We start from the raw sequence: 14,045 nt of genomic DNA, 5'->3' as shown, positions 1-14,045 counted from the left end.
GGGGCGGACCTCGGTTACACCGTTGCCGACCTGCCGTTGCCGTTGGTCTGGGACGAGGAGAGTCCACCGCAGCCGGAAAGTCGCGAATCCCCCGCGACCGCGGCGTATCTGCGCCTCGACCCTTCGGCCGGTGCGTCCGTGCCTGCTCGCCCGCCCGCCGTGGCGACCAAGTACCGCCCCCCGGTCGCGGCTCACGCGATGGTGCAGCGCACCCGGCTGCTCGACCGGCTCAGTACCGCGACCCGGGCACGGCTGATCTTGATCCACGGCCCGGCCGGATACGGCAAGACCACCGTGGCCACCCAGTACGTGCGGATGCTCGAGCACGACGGCGGCAAGACCGCTTGGTTGTCGATCGACGAAGACGACAACACCCCCGCATGGTTTCTCGCGCATCTCGTCGATGCGGTCACGGTGACCCTGCCCCGGCTGGGCAGAGAGCTGACCCGTGTCCTGGAGGCACACGGGGAGGGTGCCGAGCGGTTCGTGCTGACCACCCTCATCAACCGGACACACGCGGGCGGGCAGCACATCGCGGTGGTCCTCGACGACTGGCACCGGGTGACCAACCCCGCCAGCCGGGCCATCGCCCGGTTCCTGCTCGAGCAAGGGTGCCACCACCTGCAGCTGGTCGTCACCAGCCGGGCCCGGCAGGGTCTGCCGCTGAGCGGCCTGCGCGTACACAACGAGCTGATCGAGATCGACGCCGCCGCACTGCGTTTCGACGTCGACGAGTCCCGCCAGCTGCTCACCGGTACCACCGGATTGACCATGGAGGACAAGGACGTTGCCGAGCTCGAGGAAACAACCGACGGGTGGGCGGCGGCCCTGCAGCTGGCCTCGCTGGCAATACGCGAACACCGTGACCCCCGGACGGTCATCCGCCAGCTGTCGGGCCGGCATCGCGCTCTCGGCGAGTACCTCGCCGAGAACGTCCTCGACAGCCTCGAACCGGACCTGCTCGACTTCCTGCTGGCCACCGCGGTCAGCGAACGCACGTGCGCAGCCCTGGCCACCGCCCTGACCGGCCGCCGGGACGCCCAGGCCGTGCTCGAAGACATCGAAGAACGGGACCTGTTCCTCACCCGGCTCGACGAGGAGGGACAGTGGTTCCGCTACCACCACCTGTTCACCGACTATCTACGCCGCCGGCTCGAACGAGGCGACCCGGAACGCCTGCACGAGCTGCACCGGACCGCGGCCCGATGGTTCGCCGATCAACACCTGTTGAGCGCGGCGGTCGATCATTTCCACGCCGCCGGCGACGACGACGCGGCGATCGACGTGGTCGAGCGGGAAGCAATCCCACTGCTCGAACAATCCCGGATGAACACTCTGCTCGGGTTGGAGACCAAGCTACCGACGACCGCCGGCGCGATGCGGCCACGCCTGCAGCTGGCGGTGGCCTGGGCACACGCACTGCTGCACCACCGCGCTGCGGCCAACGACGCCCTCAGCCGCCTCGAGGCAGTGCTGCCGACCGTGCCCGGCGACGAAGAGGCTGACGCCCGAGCCGAGGCCGATCTCATCCGGGCCACCATCACCGTCTTCGACGACCGTCTCGACCACCTCGACGAGGCACTCGAGGCGTGTATCGCCCGCGCCGACAGACTCCGCCCGTGGATTCTGTGCGGTGTCGCGGATGTGGCCTCGTTCCGCGAGATCCAGCGGTTCGACTTCGACGAGGCCCGGCGCTGGCAGCAATGGGCACGCCCGCATCACCGCCGCGCCTCCGGGCCGTTCAGTGTCATCTACGGCTATTGCCTCGATGCAGTGGCCGCACGGGAACAACTCGATCTCGACGGCGCCGAGACGAGCCTGCGCCACGCCATGCACCTGGCCACCGCTTCCGACGAAGACAATTCCTACAGCTCCCGGCTCACCGGTGCCCTCCTCGGGGAATTGCTGTACGAACAGGGAAACCTCGCCGAGGCCGAAGGCCTGCTCGACGAGAGCTACAGCCTCGGCGCCGAAGGCGGAACCGTCGAGTTCATGCTCGCCACGTACGTCATCGGCGCTCGCCTGAAGCATCGCCTGGGGCAGCACGAACAGGCCGCCGAGCGACTGGCCGAAGGGGAACGGCTGGCACTGTCACTGCAACTGCCCCGCCTGGCGGTGTACATCACCAACGAGCGTATCCGGACGGGCATCGGGATATCGCAGGTCTCCCCGGACACCTTTCCTCCCGGGCTTCCGAGCGACGTTCCTGACGGGATCGCCCAGGTCACGGCCGAGACCACGGAAGAGGCGGCAATCCGGCTGCTGCTCGCCGCCGGCTCCGACAGTGACCGGACACACGCGTGCCGGCGCGCCCGAATCCTCACCGAGTCGATCAGCGCCACCGACCGGCCCAGAGCATCCCTCTATGCCCGCTTGTTGCTGACCGAGTGCCTTGTCACGGTCGGCTCACTCCCGGAAGCGGAACGAGTGTTACTGCCCGTCCTCGAGCAGTGTGCACGGTCGGGTTTGGTTCAGCCGGTGCTCGATACCGGACCCGTTGTGCGAGAACTCGTTCGGCGGGTCGGTTCGGAACGACACGGCCGCAGCATCAGCCCCGCCCTCGCCCACTTCCTCGATCGGCTGCACACAGCACCACAGCCGTCCGCGGCGCCGGAGAACACGTGAGTCCTCCCACCCCGGGCAGCGCCGAATCGAGCGCATCGCGACACCGCGATTCCCGCCCCGACGGCCCGCTGGGGCTAGCCGATCTCGTAGAACGGAGGCGCGTAGCGGAAGACCCCGCGCAGCTGCGGCCGATGAGCGGTGAGCGCGCGGGCCTGCAGGTGTGACGCCCATTCGGGCACATCGGGTTCGACACCGAGCTCGGCGGCCGGGACGAACCCGAAACGGGGGTAGTAGTCCAGGTGCCCGAGCAGCACCACGAGCGGTTCGTCGAGGGCGTCCGCCGCGCCGAGCACCGCGTGCATCAGAGCGCCCCCGACGCCGGCGCGCTGCAACTCCGGCAGCACCCCGATCGGCCCGAGGGCCAGCGCCGGCTCGCCGTCGACCGTGCCGCGGGTGACGCACACGTGCCCGACGACCGTGCCCTCGGCGTCCGTTGCGACCAGTGACAGCCGGGGCAGCCACGCCGGGCCGGCGCGCAGCGCCTCGACCAGGCCGGGCTCGACCGGCTCCGCGCCGGTTGGGGTGAGCGGCGTGAATGCGGCGCGGTGCACGTCGCCGATCGCGGGGACGTCGGCGGGAAGTTCTCGTCGGATGAACACGAGAGCAGTGTGGACACCGGCGTCGGGCCGGGCAACGGAATATCGCTGTGGAAAGCTGACGGGTATGCCGGAGACCACCCTCCCCCGTGCCCGGGTCGCCGCGATGGTCGACCACACCCTGCTCAAGCCCGAGGCGTCGGGGGCCGACGTGCGCGCGCTCGTCGACGAGGCCCGCGAGCTCGGCGTCTGGTCGGTGTGCGTGTCGCCGTCGATGCTGCCGCTGCGGGCGGACGGACTCGTCGTCGCCACCGTGGCGGGCTTCCCGTCGGGCAAGCACCATTCGCTGATCAAGGGCGCCGAGGCCCGGCTCGCCGTGGATCAGGGCGCCGCCGAGATCGACATGGTGATCGACATCGGAGCGGCCGTCGCCGGGGACTTCAACGCCGTGCTCGCCGACATCCTCACCGTCCGGGAGGCGATCGGGTTCGAGCCCGTGCTCAAGGTGATCATCGAGTCGGCGGCGCTGTCGGACGAGGCGATCGTCGAGGCGTGCCGGTCCGCCGAGCGGGCCGGCGCGAACTTCGTCAAGACGTCCACCGGGTTCCATCCCGCCGGGGGTGCGTCGGTGCACGCGGTGCGGCTGATGGCCGAGACGGTGGGCGGCCGGCTCGGCGTCAAGGCCAGCGGCGGCATCCGCACGGCCGAGGCGGCGCTGGCCATGATCGAGGCCGGCGCCACCCGGCTCGGCCTGTCCGGCACCCGCGCGGTGCTCGACGACCTGCCGGAGTGAGCACCGGGCCGCGGCCTCAGCGAGTATCGGGCCGCGGCCTCAGCAGTCGAGCTGGTTCTGCGACTGCTGTCCGGCCGGGGCCTCCGGCATCGTGTAGGCGCCGCCCTCGAGCGTCACCGCGATGCCGGAGTCGGTGACCGACACCGCCGTCGCCTGCATGTCCAGCGGGTACTGCTGCAGGCTCTCGGTGAGGATCTGGACGATGCCGTCGACCAGTGCCGTGGGCAACCCGATGCCGAACAGCGACGCGTCCACCGTCTCGACGGCGATCGCCCCGTTCCGGGCCTCCGGCCGCACGGTCAGCTCCACCAGGTCCGCGCCGCCCACGGTGAAGCGGAGGGTGCCGGCGTTCGCGTCCGGGGTGACGTCGGTGATCAGCGAGCCGAGCGGCAGGGTCTGCACCGTCGCGAGGATGCCCGACGACGGCCACACCACGTCGGCGCTCGAGCTGCCGATGGTCCCGGCCCCGGCGGCGCTCTCCCGCAGATCCACGTCGCGGACCACGGCGTGCACCTGCATCTCCTGGGCGGGGCCGAACGCCGTGTCGTCGCTGTCGAGCGTGACGGACGAGACCTGCTTGTCCACGAGCGAGAGCAGCACCGGCTTCCACCCGAGATCCACGTCGACGTTCGTGCCGAGTTCGCTCTCGAACGACTGCGCGAGGCAGTTGGTGGCACGGTTGCGGACGTACACCTCGGCGCCGACGAGCACCGCGACCAGCGCGACGGCGAGGGCGATGCCGATGGCGGCGAAGGGGATGCGCTTCCGGTTCGTCATGGTTCGGGATTGTTCCGAAGAACTCTGAGGAAGGTCTGTGAAGATGCGGTCCCACTACCAGAAAGTGTGAGGTGGGACACAGTTGTTCGGGTACTGTGGCGGCATGACGGGCTGGACGGAACCTGAACACGACGCCTCCGGCCGGGTGGATCCGGACGAGGCCCTGCGACATACCGCGCTCGCGCAGGCGGGCTTCTTCACCGCGCGCCAGGCCATTGCCCACGGCATCGCCACGATCGACTTCGTCGGCCGGATCGCGGCCGGGCACTGGGTCCGGATCGAATCGGACCTGTTCCGGCTCGGCGACAGCCCGCACACGAAGTTCGACGAGTTCGCGCAGTGGTGCGCCTGGTACGAGGGCGCGGCGGTGGTCTCGCACCAGAGCGCCGCCGACCTGCACGGCATGGGGCACCTGCAACCCCGCTTCCTGCACCTGTCGACGGCCGACCAGAGAACCGTGCCGAGCAACCGGCTCGCCCTGCACCACCGGCAGCTGCGCGCACAGGACTGCGAGCAGGTCGGATGCTTCCGCATCACCACCCCCGCGCGGACCGCCGTCGACCTCGCCGCGGGTGGGGTCTCCCAGGAGGTCCTCGACGAACTCGTCGGCGACGCCATCGCCATCGGGCGGGTGACCTCGGCGCAGCTGCACGCCGCGGTCGCCGATCAGCCCGCGGCCGTCGCGGACCGCATCGAGCTGGCACTGCTCGCGGCCGGCTGAGCCTGCGCCGGGGCGACGAAGTCCCACGGCACGGTCAGCACGCAGTCCCGCAGCCGCCGGCGTTGCGATGCCGCCGGCACGCCCTGGGCGCGCAACAGGTCCAGCGTCGCGCGCCAGCGCACGCGCGGTCCGAACGCCGCGTGCGGTGCCGCCGACGCCCAGGCCCGATCCGCCGCCTGCAGCAGCTCGTGGATCCGTTCCCCCGGCACGTTGCGGTGGATCAGCGCCTTCGGCAGACGCTCGGCCAGGTCCGACGGGGTGTCCGAGTGGAACGGGCTCCACGCCAGCGTGAGCGTGCGCGGGCCGTGCTCGTCGAGCAGCACCCACGCGCACCGCCGGCCCAGTTCGTCGCACGTGCCGTCGAGCAGCAACCCGCCGGGCGCGAGCCCGGACCGCAGCCGATCCCACGCCGGCGCCACCGCCTCCTCCGGGTACTGGCGCAGCACGTTGAACGCGCGGATCAGCACCGGCCGGAGCCCGGCCAGCTCGAAGCCCCCGCGGGTGAACTCCACGCCGTCCCGCCCCGGCACCACCCGGTCGGGATCGATCTCGAGACCCACCACCCGCAGGCGGCGACGCACCGTGCGCAGCCGCGCGGCCAGCTCGAGGGTGGTCACCGGCATCGCGCCGTAGCCGAGGTCGACGACGAGCGCGTCGTCCCGGGAGTGCAGGACGCGGGCGACGTCGGGGTGGTGCATCAGCCAGCGGTCGCTGCGGCGCAGGCGGTTGATGCCCGTGGTGCCGCGGGTGACGACACCTTCCGGGCGCGGGGCGCGCACAGGGGACTACCCGAACCGGCGCGCGAGCCAGCCGGCGGTGATCTCCGCCTCGGTGCGGAACAGGTCGACGAGGTTGACGAGCATGAGCTGCTCGAGCTTGCCGCCGATGAACGGCAGGAAGACCTTGGCCTCCGAGGTGGTGCGCAGGGTGCTGCCGCCGTCCGAGGCGAACAGTTCCATCGTGCCGGTGAGGCTGCCGGGACCCGCGGGGACCGAGGCCTGGTAGCTGCCGGTGATGGTGTCGCCGAAGGGGGTGTACGTCTCCTTACGGGTGATGACCATGTCCTTCTTCATCACCGTCTGGGCGATCTCGGGCAGTTCCGTGCGCGGCAGGACGTGGTGCAGTACCAGGTCGATGCCGTCGTCCGACACCTCGAACTCCGCGAGGTGGTTCTCGGAGTACTTGCGCATCTCGACGATGCGCGCCTCCCAGTGCGCGCGGTCCGAGAGCGCCTCGTACACCTGCTCCGGGCTGTACGGATAGCGGGCGGAGTAGTCGATTCGCCGGGCCATGACACGCGAGGTTACCGGTTCGTTACCGAACGACGGAAATCGTCACCCTCCCGCAACGGCCTCGTCAGTGCGGCTCGGACAGCCACTTCGCGGTGAAGGTGCGCTCCACGTCGAACAGTTCGACGATCTGCTCGACGATGATGCCCTCGATCTTGCCGCCGAGGAACGGGATCCGCACCTCGGCCTCGCCGTCGATCTCGACGATGGTGCCCGCGCCGTCCGGCGCCATCGTGGAGGTTCCGTCCACCTTCCCCGGCAGCCCGTCCACGTGCGCGGAGAAGCGGCCCGTCGCGCGGTCCCCGGTCACCGGTTGCCACGACTCGTGCCGATGGATGACCAGGTCGCCGGGATGGAAGTTGGTGACGAAGCTCGGCAGGTGCTCGGCCGGGATGGACTGGGTCATGTGCAGGTCGATCGTCCCGTCACCGGTGCGCACGTCCTCGAGCGTCGCGCCCGGCCCACCGATCTCCGCCAGGCGGCTCCGCCAGTAGTTCTCGTCGACGAGCGCCGCGTGCACCGTGGCGACGGGGAACGCGTAGTGCGAGTAATGGTCGATGCGGCTGCCCATGGTCGGCACGCTACCGTTTGCGGGTGTCTGATCCGCGTATTGGGGCCCAACTCGTCGAGGCGGGCGCCGTCGTGTCCGAGGACGTGCCGCTGTCGACGCTGACCACGCTGCGGCTCGGCGGTCCGGCCCGGCTGCTCGCCGAGTGCACCACCACCGACACCCTCGTCGAGGTCGTCCGCCTGCTCGACGCGGCACGCGTCCCCACCCTCGTCCTGGCCGGCGGCTCCAACCTGGTGATCGGCGACGCCGGGTTCGACGGTGTGGTCGTGCGCATCGCGACCACCGGGATCGAGCCGGGGGAGGACACCGTGCGCGCCGAGGCCGGCGCCGGGTGGGACGACGTCGTCGCCCTGACCGTGAAGGCGGGCCTCGGCGGGCTCGAATGCCTGTCCGGCATCCCCGGCTCCACGGGTGCGACCCCGGTACAGAACGTCGGCGCCTACGGCGTCGAGGTCGGGTCGATTCTGAGGGCCGTGCGGCTGCTCGACCGCACCAGCGGCGACGTCCGGTGGATCGGCCCCGAGGACCTCGGGCTCGGGTACCGCACCAGTGTCCTCAAGCACTCCGACGACGCCCTGGTCCTCGAGGTCGACCTGGCCGTGCGGCCGGACGGGGCCAGCGCCCCCATCGGCTACCGGGAGCTGGCGTCGGCCCTGCACGCCGAGGAGGGCGAGCGACGCCCGGCCGCGGAGGTCCGCGAGCAGGTGCTCGCCCTGCGCCGGGGCAAGGGCATGGTGCTCGACCCGGACGATCCCGACACCTGGAGCGCCGGATCGTTCTTCACCAATCCCGTGCTCGCCGACGACGAGCTGCCCCGCGTGCTCGCGGCCGTCGAGGAACGCGTCGGGCCCGACGTGCGGATCCCGCGGTTCCCCGCCGGTGGCGGCACCAAGCTCTCCGCGGGATGGCTGATCGAGCGGGCCGGGTTCGGCAAGGGCTTCCCCGGCCCCGGCGCGCCGGTGCGGCTGTCCACCAAGCACACCCTCGCGCTCACCAACCGCGGCACCGCGACCACCGCCGATCTGGTGGCCCTCGCGCGGGAGGTGCGCGACGGCGTGCAGGACGCGTTCGGTGTGCGGCTCGAGCCGGAGCCGGTCACCGTGGGTTGCATCATCTGAGAGCCGGTCCGCCGGACCTGCCGCCGCGCTGCGACGCGACCGCACGGCGGGCGTACCCTCGTCGGAGTGCTCCACCTGGGTGAACGAAGTCGTCGGTTGTTGTGGTTCGGGCTGCTCGCACTCGCCGCGGTGCTCGCGGCGTGCTCGTCGGGCCCCGGCGGGAGTGCGGTTCCCACCGGCACCGCGCCCGTCGTGTCGATCGTCACCGACCCCGCCGACGGCGCCACCGACGTGAACCCCACCACCCCGATCCGCGTCTCGGTCACCGACGGCGAGCTCACCGACGTCGCCCTCACGAACGTCGGAACGAGCACCGTCGTGCGTGGCGCCCTCGCCGCCGACCGCCGCAGCTACACCGTCGCCGAACCGCTCGGCTACGGCGCGACCTACCGCTGGTCCGGCACGGCCGTCGGCTCCGACGGCGAGGCCGTGGCCGTCCAGGGCAGCTTCGACACCGTCGACCCCGACCGGGTCGTCTCCGCGAACCTGAACATCGCCGACGCGCAGCCGGTCGGGATCGCCGCCCCGATCATCGTCCAGTTCGACGGCCCGATCACCGACAAGGCCGCCGTCGAGAAGGCCATGGTGGTCGGCACCGACCCGCCGACCGTCGGTAGCTGGGCGTGGCTGCCCGACGACAACGGCGGTGCCCGCGCGCACTGGCGCCCGCAGCAGTACTGGACGCCGGGCACCGCGGTGCACCTCGACGCGCGGCTCTACGGCCTCGACTACGGCGACGGCGCCTACGGGGCGGAGGACCTCACCCTCGACTTCACCGTCGGCCGGAGTCAGGTCGTCGTGGCCGACGCCACGTCGCACCGCATGCAGGTGGTGCGCGACGGAGTGACGATCATGGACATCCCGGTGAGCTACGGGCAGGGCAACGAAGCCCGCAACGTCACCCGCAGCGGCGTCCACGTGGTCACCGAGAAGCACGAGGACTTCCTGATGTCCAACCCGCCGTACTACGAGAACGTGCGGGAACGCTGGGCGGTGCGGATCTCCAACAACGGCGAGTTCATCCACGCCAACCCCGCGACCCTCGGCCAGCAGGGGGCGACCAACGTCACCAACGGCTGCATCAACCTCTCGCTCGGGGACGCCCAGGAGTACTTCGCGACGGCGATGTACGGCGACCCGGTCGAGGTGTCCGGAACGTCGATCGAGCTGTCCGCCGCGGACGGCGACCTGTACGACTGGGCGATCGACTGGCCCACCTGGCAGTCGATGTCCGCGCTGTAGGCAAGGGCGCACTACCAGCGGTTGCGCACCTTCTCGGCGAATCCGAGAAGCTCGCGCACCTCGAGCCGGGCACCGTCGTCGAGCGTGACGTGGCCGGTGAACCGGCCGAAGACCTGATGCTGCGTCGAGCGCAGGACGAGGGCGTTCACGTCGGCGGCGCGGTCGAGGATCGGCTCGAACCCCATCTCGAACCGGCCGTCGTTGCTCGAGAACCGCCACGGCGCGCCGTCGTAGGTGCCGTGAGGCAGATGGAACCGCACCCGGTCCAGCTTGTGCGCCACGCCGTCGAGCAGGAGCATGTTCTCGCTTCCGGCGGCGGTGTCGCCGAAGCCGTGGCCGACGGTGAACCCGAAGGGACGCCCCTCGTGCCGTCCCGATGCGGACGCCCAGAACCAGGTGTTGTCGTAGGTCCACACGCCCCGGCCCCAGTCGAACACCCCGAACGCGGAGGCGGGGTCGAAGGTGTGCTCGCGGCCGCCGACCGTGATGGTGCCGGCGGCGGTGAGGCCGGGGATCTTCTGGTTGTAGTAGAACGCCCGCTCGTCGCCGGGGAACGGGATCGCGACGACCATCCGCTCGGCACCGGGCGGGGTGAGCACCACCTCGCCCGACAGGCCCCGCCCGCCCGCGAATCCGGGATGCCGGACGATCAGCCGCCGGGCGCCGCGCTCGTGCCGGAACTCGAGGCGCATTCCACGCCGGTCGACCACCACATCGCCCGCGCCCGCGGAGGCGGGCAACCGCAACCGTCCGAGCGGAAACGGGATCATCGCGTTCTCGGTGGTGTCCGCACGGCCGGCCAGGTCGAGCCAGCTCACGCCGAGCAGGCCCATGTAGCCGTTGTCGGCGACGGTCAGCGCGAGACCGAACGGGCCGTCGTCGCCGTCGGCGAGCACGCAGTAGTAGTCCCACTCCTTGATCCGCCACCGCGGTGCCGCGACCCGGGACCGGTCGTAGGCCCGGACCTCGGTGCCGGCCCAGCCGGCCTCGGCGAGACGGCCCCGCACGTCGAGCAACGGCCCCGGGGAGAGGCGGCGTTGCCCGGCGTCCCTCTCGATGCCCACCGGTTCCTACTCGGCGGTGCGGTGGAAGCGCATGGGGCCGGCCTGGTCGCGCGGCTGCACGATGATCTGGTCCAGGTTCACGTGCGGCGGGCGCGACGCGACGAAACCGACGATCTCCGCGATGTCCTCGGCCACCAGCGGTGTGATGCCCTCGTACACCTTGGCGGCGCGCTCGGCGTCCCCCTCGAACCGCACGAGGGAGAACTCGGTCTCCACCGCACCCGGCGCGATCTCGGTCAGGCGCACCGGCTTGCCGAGCAGCTCACCGCGCAGCGTGCGGTGCAGCACCGCCTGGGCGTGCTTGGCGGAGGTGTAGCCCGCGCCGTTGTCGTAGGCATGGAACGCCGCCACCGACGTGATCGTGACGATCAGGCCGTCGCCGGAGTCGACGAGCTTCGGCAGCAGGGCCTTCGTCATCCGCAGGGTGCCGAGGACGTTGGTCTCCCACATCCAGCGCCAGTCGTCGAGGTCCGCCTCGGCGACCGGGGCCATGCCCTTGGCGCCGCCCGCGTTGTTGACCAGCACGTCCACCCGGGGGAGCACCGTCGTGAAGGCGGTCACCGAGTCCTCGTCCGTGACGTCCAGCTCGAGGGCCGTGCCTCCGATCTCGTCCGCGAGCTTCTCGATCCGGTCGACGCGGCGAGCGCCGACGACGACGTGGAAGCCCTGGGCTGCGAGGGTTCGGGCGGTGGCCTCGCCGATGCCGGAGGAGGCACCGGTGACGACGGCCACGCGGGAATCGGGAGAAATCGTCATGCAGGCGATCCTAGGGTGCCCCGGATACGGTCGCGCGGGGGTCCGCGCGACCGCGGCGCCCGTCACGACGCGAGCGGGCGGGGCACCTCGACGACCGAGTAGGCGCTCGCGTCGCCGGCGACGGACCGGCTCGCCTCGCCGTGCACGCTCACCGGGACGTCCCCGGCGAGGGTGATGCGATTCAGGCGACGGTGCAGGCCGTCGTAGTCGGCGACGGCGTAGTGCTGGGTGGCGCGGTTGTCCCACACCGCCACGTCCCCGGCGGCCCAGTTCCAGCGGGTGGTGTACTCCAGCCGGGTCTGGTGGTCCTGCAGCAGCCGGAACAGCGCCTGCGACTGCCGGCCGCTCAGCCCGACGAAGCCCTTGACGAAGTGGCCGAGCAGCAGCGACCGCTCCCCGGTCTCGGGGTGCACGCGCACCACCGGGTGCTCGGTCTCGAAGTACTCGGACCGGAACTCGGCGCGGTACTCGGCGACCCGCTCGTCGGCGCCGTCGCGGAGCTGCTCCGCGCTCTCGGCGGCGTAGTCGTACAGGTTGGTGTGGGTGGCCCACAGGTTCTCCGCCAGGGTCTTCAGCGGGGCGGGCAGGCCCTCGTAGGCCGCCACCCCGGAAGCCCACGTGGTCGAACCGCCGTAGGCGGGCAGTTCCACCGCGCGCAGGATCGACGCCTTCGGGATGCGGTCGACGAACGAGACGTCGGTGTGCCAGCTGTTCGCCTTGCCGTAGTCGGAGTCGATCGGCAGCACGTGCGCCCCGCGCGAGGTGACCGTCGGGTGCGCGGTGGTCGGCGTGCCGAGCAACTCGGCGAACGCGTACTGCGAGGCGTCGTCGAGGTGGTGCTGTTCCCGGAAGAAGATCACCTTGTGCTCGGCCAGGACGCGCCGGATCGCTTCGACGGTGGCCTCGTCGAGATCGCCGCCGAGCCGCACGCCGTCGATGCGGGCCCCGATGTGCCCGCCCAGACGGACCACGGACACGTCGCGAGCGGGGGCGGTGCGGGTATCGAAATCCACGGACATGGAGGACCTTTCGTAGATCGAACGTTGGTGCCGTCGACCTCATCACCGGCGGCGGGCCGGCGTAAGGGTTTCCGTCACCGTGATCGGGACCGTTGCCGCCGCGTCGCCGTGCGGATCGGACGCCGTGCGGATTGGACACAGTGGCGCGCGGCGGCTAGGTTGCGGATATGCCAGCTCGCCGTCTCCGTGCTCCGCGGGTCACCTACGTGACCGCCGCGCTGGGCTCGCGGCTGCCGCTGGCGCGCGAACTGTGTTGTCGCTGACACCGCCCTTCGCGCCCCGCTTCGTTTCCCCCGGCCGTCGGCCGGTGGGTCTCTGCCTCACGATCGAGCGGATCGGCGCCTCCCTGCCATGCCCCGGGTCTGCGGACCCGATCTCGAGGAAGAGCCGCAGTGACTGCAGTAGCTACGTCAAATGTCCTGTCCACCAATATTATTCGTCCGACCTCCGGATCGGGCGTCCGTTCCCGTAGTGCCACCGCCCGGGTGCGATCGACGACGCGCGTGCAGATCGTGCCGCCCGAGCTGAAGATCGCCGACGGCACCGCCGCCGCGGTGTTCCGGGTCGCCGCGGCGCGCGGGCCGATCTGCCGCGACCAGGCGGCGACGGCGACGGGCGCGAGCATCGCCACCGTGAACCGGCAGGTCTCGGCGCTGCTCGCCGCGGGCCTGCTCCGGGAGCGGCCGGATCTGACCGCGTCCGGTGCCGTGGGCCGGCCCCGGGTGCCGTTCGAGACCGACCACGAGCGCTACCTGACCGTCGGCATCCACATCGGTGCGGCCGTCACCGGCATCGTCGCGAGCGACCTGCGCGGGCGTGTGATCGGCGCGGTGGAGATCCCCACCCCGCGCGGCGGCCAGGAGGCGGCGCTCGGGGCGATCGCCAGCAGCGCCAGGGCCTTCGCGTCGCGCTGGCACCGGCGCACGCCGCTGTGGGCGGGCGTCGCGCTCGGCGGCCGCGTCGATTCGGCCACCGGAACCGTGGACCACCCGCGGCTCGGCTGGGAGGATGCGCCCGTCGGGGCCATGGTGAGCCGGGGCCTGGGCCTGCCGGTTTCCGTCGCCGCGCACGTCGAGGCGATGGCCGCCTCCGAGTTGCTGCTCACCCCCGACCGCGACACCGCCGATGTCGAGGGCGCCACCCTGTACTTCTACGCTCGCGAAACCGTCGGTATCGCAATCGCATTCGACGGCCGGGTGCACACACCGCGCGGCGGCCCGGGCTCGGTGTCGCACCTGCCCACCGGATCGTCCGTGCCGTGCGCCTGCGGTGCCCGCGGATGCCTCGAGGCCACCGTCGCCGACCGTGCGGTGCTGACCCGGGCGCGGGCCGCCGGCCTGCTCGACGCGGGCGCCACGTCCGTCGCCGCGTTGTACGCGCTGGCCCGCAACGGTTCTCACGAGGCCCACGAGATCCTCGTGGAGCGGGCACAGGTGCTGGGGCGGTCCGTCGCGATGCTCCGGGACCTGTTCAACCCGGACCGGGTGATCCTCGGCGGCCAGGCGTTCACCGCGTACCCGGAGGCCGCACCGCA

Annotated in this window: 14 protein-coding genes; 6 read left to right on the top strand and 8 right to left on the bottom strand. The window is 71.5% G+C overall.

Annotation, left to right across the window (positions count from 1 at the left end; all coding sequences use genetic code 11):
* Positions 1 to 2,625 (top strand): AAA family ATPase (locus CQZ88_RS23520; RefSeq protein WP_258008744.1); only part of this gene is annotated, 2,625 nt, incomplete at its 5' end.
* A 74-nt stretch (positions 2,626 to 2,699) separates the two neighbouring features.
* On the opposite strand, the gene CQZ88_RS23515 is transcribed toward CQZ88_RS23520, so the two are convergent.
* The gene (locus CQZ88_RS23515) at positions 2,700 to 3,224 is read right to left on the bottom strand and encodes a GNAT family N-acetyltransferase (protein ID WP_006946524.1); all 525 of its coding nucleotides are present in this window, start codon (positions 3,222 to 3,224) and stop codon (positions 2,700 to 2,702) included.
* Positions 3,225 to 3,288: 64 nt separating this feature from the next.
* Here CQZ88_RS23515 and deoC point away from each other — a divergent pair, with 64 nt between their 5' ends.
* Positions 3,289 to 3,954 carry a deoxyribose-phosphate aldolase gene (gene deoC / locus CQZ88_RS23510; protein WP_102800392.1) on the top strand — a complete coding sequence of 222 codons (666 nt, stop codon included), beginning with the start codon at positions 3,289 to 3,291 and terminating at the stop codon, positions 3,952 to 3,954.
* 39 nt (positions 3,955 to 3,993) lie between these two features.
* On the opposite strand, the gene CQZ88_RS23505 is transcribed toward deoC, so the two are convergent.
* Positions 3,994 to 4,731, bottom strand: coding sequence for a DUF2993 domain-containing protein (locus tag CQZ88_RS23505; RefSeq protein WP_006946526.1), 738 nt, complete (start codon positions 4,729 to 4,731; stop codon positions 3,994 to 3,996).
* A 103-nt stretch (positions 4,732 to 4,834) separates the two neighbouring features.
* Here CQZ88_RS23505 and CQZ88_RS23500 point away from each other — a divergent pair, with 103 nt between their 5' ends.
* A complete protein-coding gene (locus CQZ88_RS23500; protein WP_029545192.1) occupies positions 4,835 to 5,452 on the top strand; it encodes a type IV toxin-antitoxin system AbiEi family antitoxin in 618 nt (205 codons plus the stop codon).
* Here the strand turns inward: CQZ88_RS23500 and CQZ88_RS23495 are convergent.
* From CQZ88_RS23495 to CQZ88_RS23485, 3 genes are all read right to left on the bottom strand, one after another.
* Entirely contained in the window at positions 5,398 to 6,231 is an 834-nt protein-coding gene (locus tag CQZ88_RS23495) for an SAM-dependent methyltransferase (protein WP_102800391.1), read from the bottom strand. The genes CQZ88_RS23500 and CQZ88_RS23495 overlap by 55 nt on opposite strands.
* A gap of 6 nt (positions 6,232 to 6,237) precedes the next feature.
* A complete protein-coding gene (locus CQZ88_RS23490) occupies positions 6,238 to 6,744 on the bottom strand; it encodes a DUF2505 domain-containing protein (RefSeq protein WP_006946528.1) in 507 nt (168 codons plus the stop codon).
* A 64-nt stretch (positions 6,745 to 6,808) separates the two neighbouring features.
* Positions 6,809 to 7,312, bottom strand: coding sequence for a DUF2505 domain-containing protein (locus tag CQZ88_RS23485; RefSeq protein WP_006946535.1), 504 nt, complete (start codon positions 7,310 to 7,312; stop codon positions 6,809 to 6,811).
* A 71-nt stretch (positions 7,313 to 7,383) separates the two neighbouring features.
* Between CQZ88_RS23485 and CQZ88_RS23480 the strand changes: the two genes are divergently transcribed.
* Together CQZ88_RS23480 and CQZ88_RS23475 are read left to right on the top strand one after the other, a co-directional pair.
* Positions 7,384 to 8,430: a UDP-N-acetylmuramate dehydrogenase gene (locus tag CQZ88_RS23480; RefSeq protein ID WP_102800390.1), complete on the top strand. Its 1,047-nt coding sequence runs from the start codon at positions 7,384 to 7,386 to the stop codon at positions 8,428 to 8,430.
* Between the two features lie 66 nt (positions 8,431 to 8,496).
* The gene (locus tag CQZ88_RS23475) at positions 8,497 to 9,672 is read left to right on the top strand and encodes an Ig-like domain-containing protein (RefSeq protein WP_180987072.1); all 1,176 of its coding nucleotides are present in this window, start codon (positions 8,497 to 8,499) and stop codon (positions 9,670 to 9,672) included.
* Positions 9,673 to 9,683: 11 nt separating this feature from the next.
* Here CQZ88_RS23475 and CQZ88_RS23470 read toward each other — a convergent pair whose 3' ends face one another.
* The 3 genes from CQZ88_RS23470 to CQZ88_RS23460 form a co-directional block, all read right to left on the bottom strand.
* Complete coding sequence (locus tag CQZ88_RS23470; RefSeq protein ID WP_102800388.1) at positions 9,684 to 10,736, bottom strand: DUF2804 domain-containing protein; 1,053 nt, start codon at positions 10,734 to 10,736, stop codon at positions 9,684 to 9,686.
* A 6-nt stretch (positions 10,737 to 10,742) separates the two neighbouring features.
* On the bottom strand, positions 10,743 to 11,492 hold the full coding sequence (locus tag CQZ88_RS23465) for an SDR family NAD(P)-dependent oxidoreductase (RefSeq protein ID WP_006946542.1): 750 nt from the start codon (positions 11,490 to 11,492) through the stop codon (positions 10,743 to 10,745).
* Positions 11,493 to 11,554: 62 nt separating this feature from the next.
* Positions 11,555 to 12,511 (bottom strand): TauD/TfdA family dioxygenase, encoded by a 957-nt coding sequence (locus tag CQZ88_RS23460; protein WP_102800387.1) that lies wholly within the window; start codon positions 12,509 to 12,511, stop codon positions 11,555 to 11,557.
* 431 nt (positions 12,512 to 12,942) lie between these two features.
* Between CQZ88_RS23460 and CQZ88_RS23455 the strand changes: the two genes are divergently transcribed.
* On the top strand, positions 12,943 to 14,045 hold a 1,103-nt coding region (locus CQZ88_RS23455; RefSeq protein ID WP_374703838.1), incomplete at its 3' end, for an ROK family protein.

This window comes from Rhodococcus sp. ENV425 (assembly GCF_002887785.1).
GTDB classification, from domain to species: domain Bacteria; phylum Actinomycetota; class Actinomycetes; order Mycobacteriales; family Mycobacteriaceae; genus Rhodococcus; species Rhodococcus aetherivorans.
The sequence above is the reverse complement of the archived record's forward strand: the minus strand, read 5'-3'. Positions and strand labels throughout refer to the sequence as shown.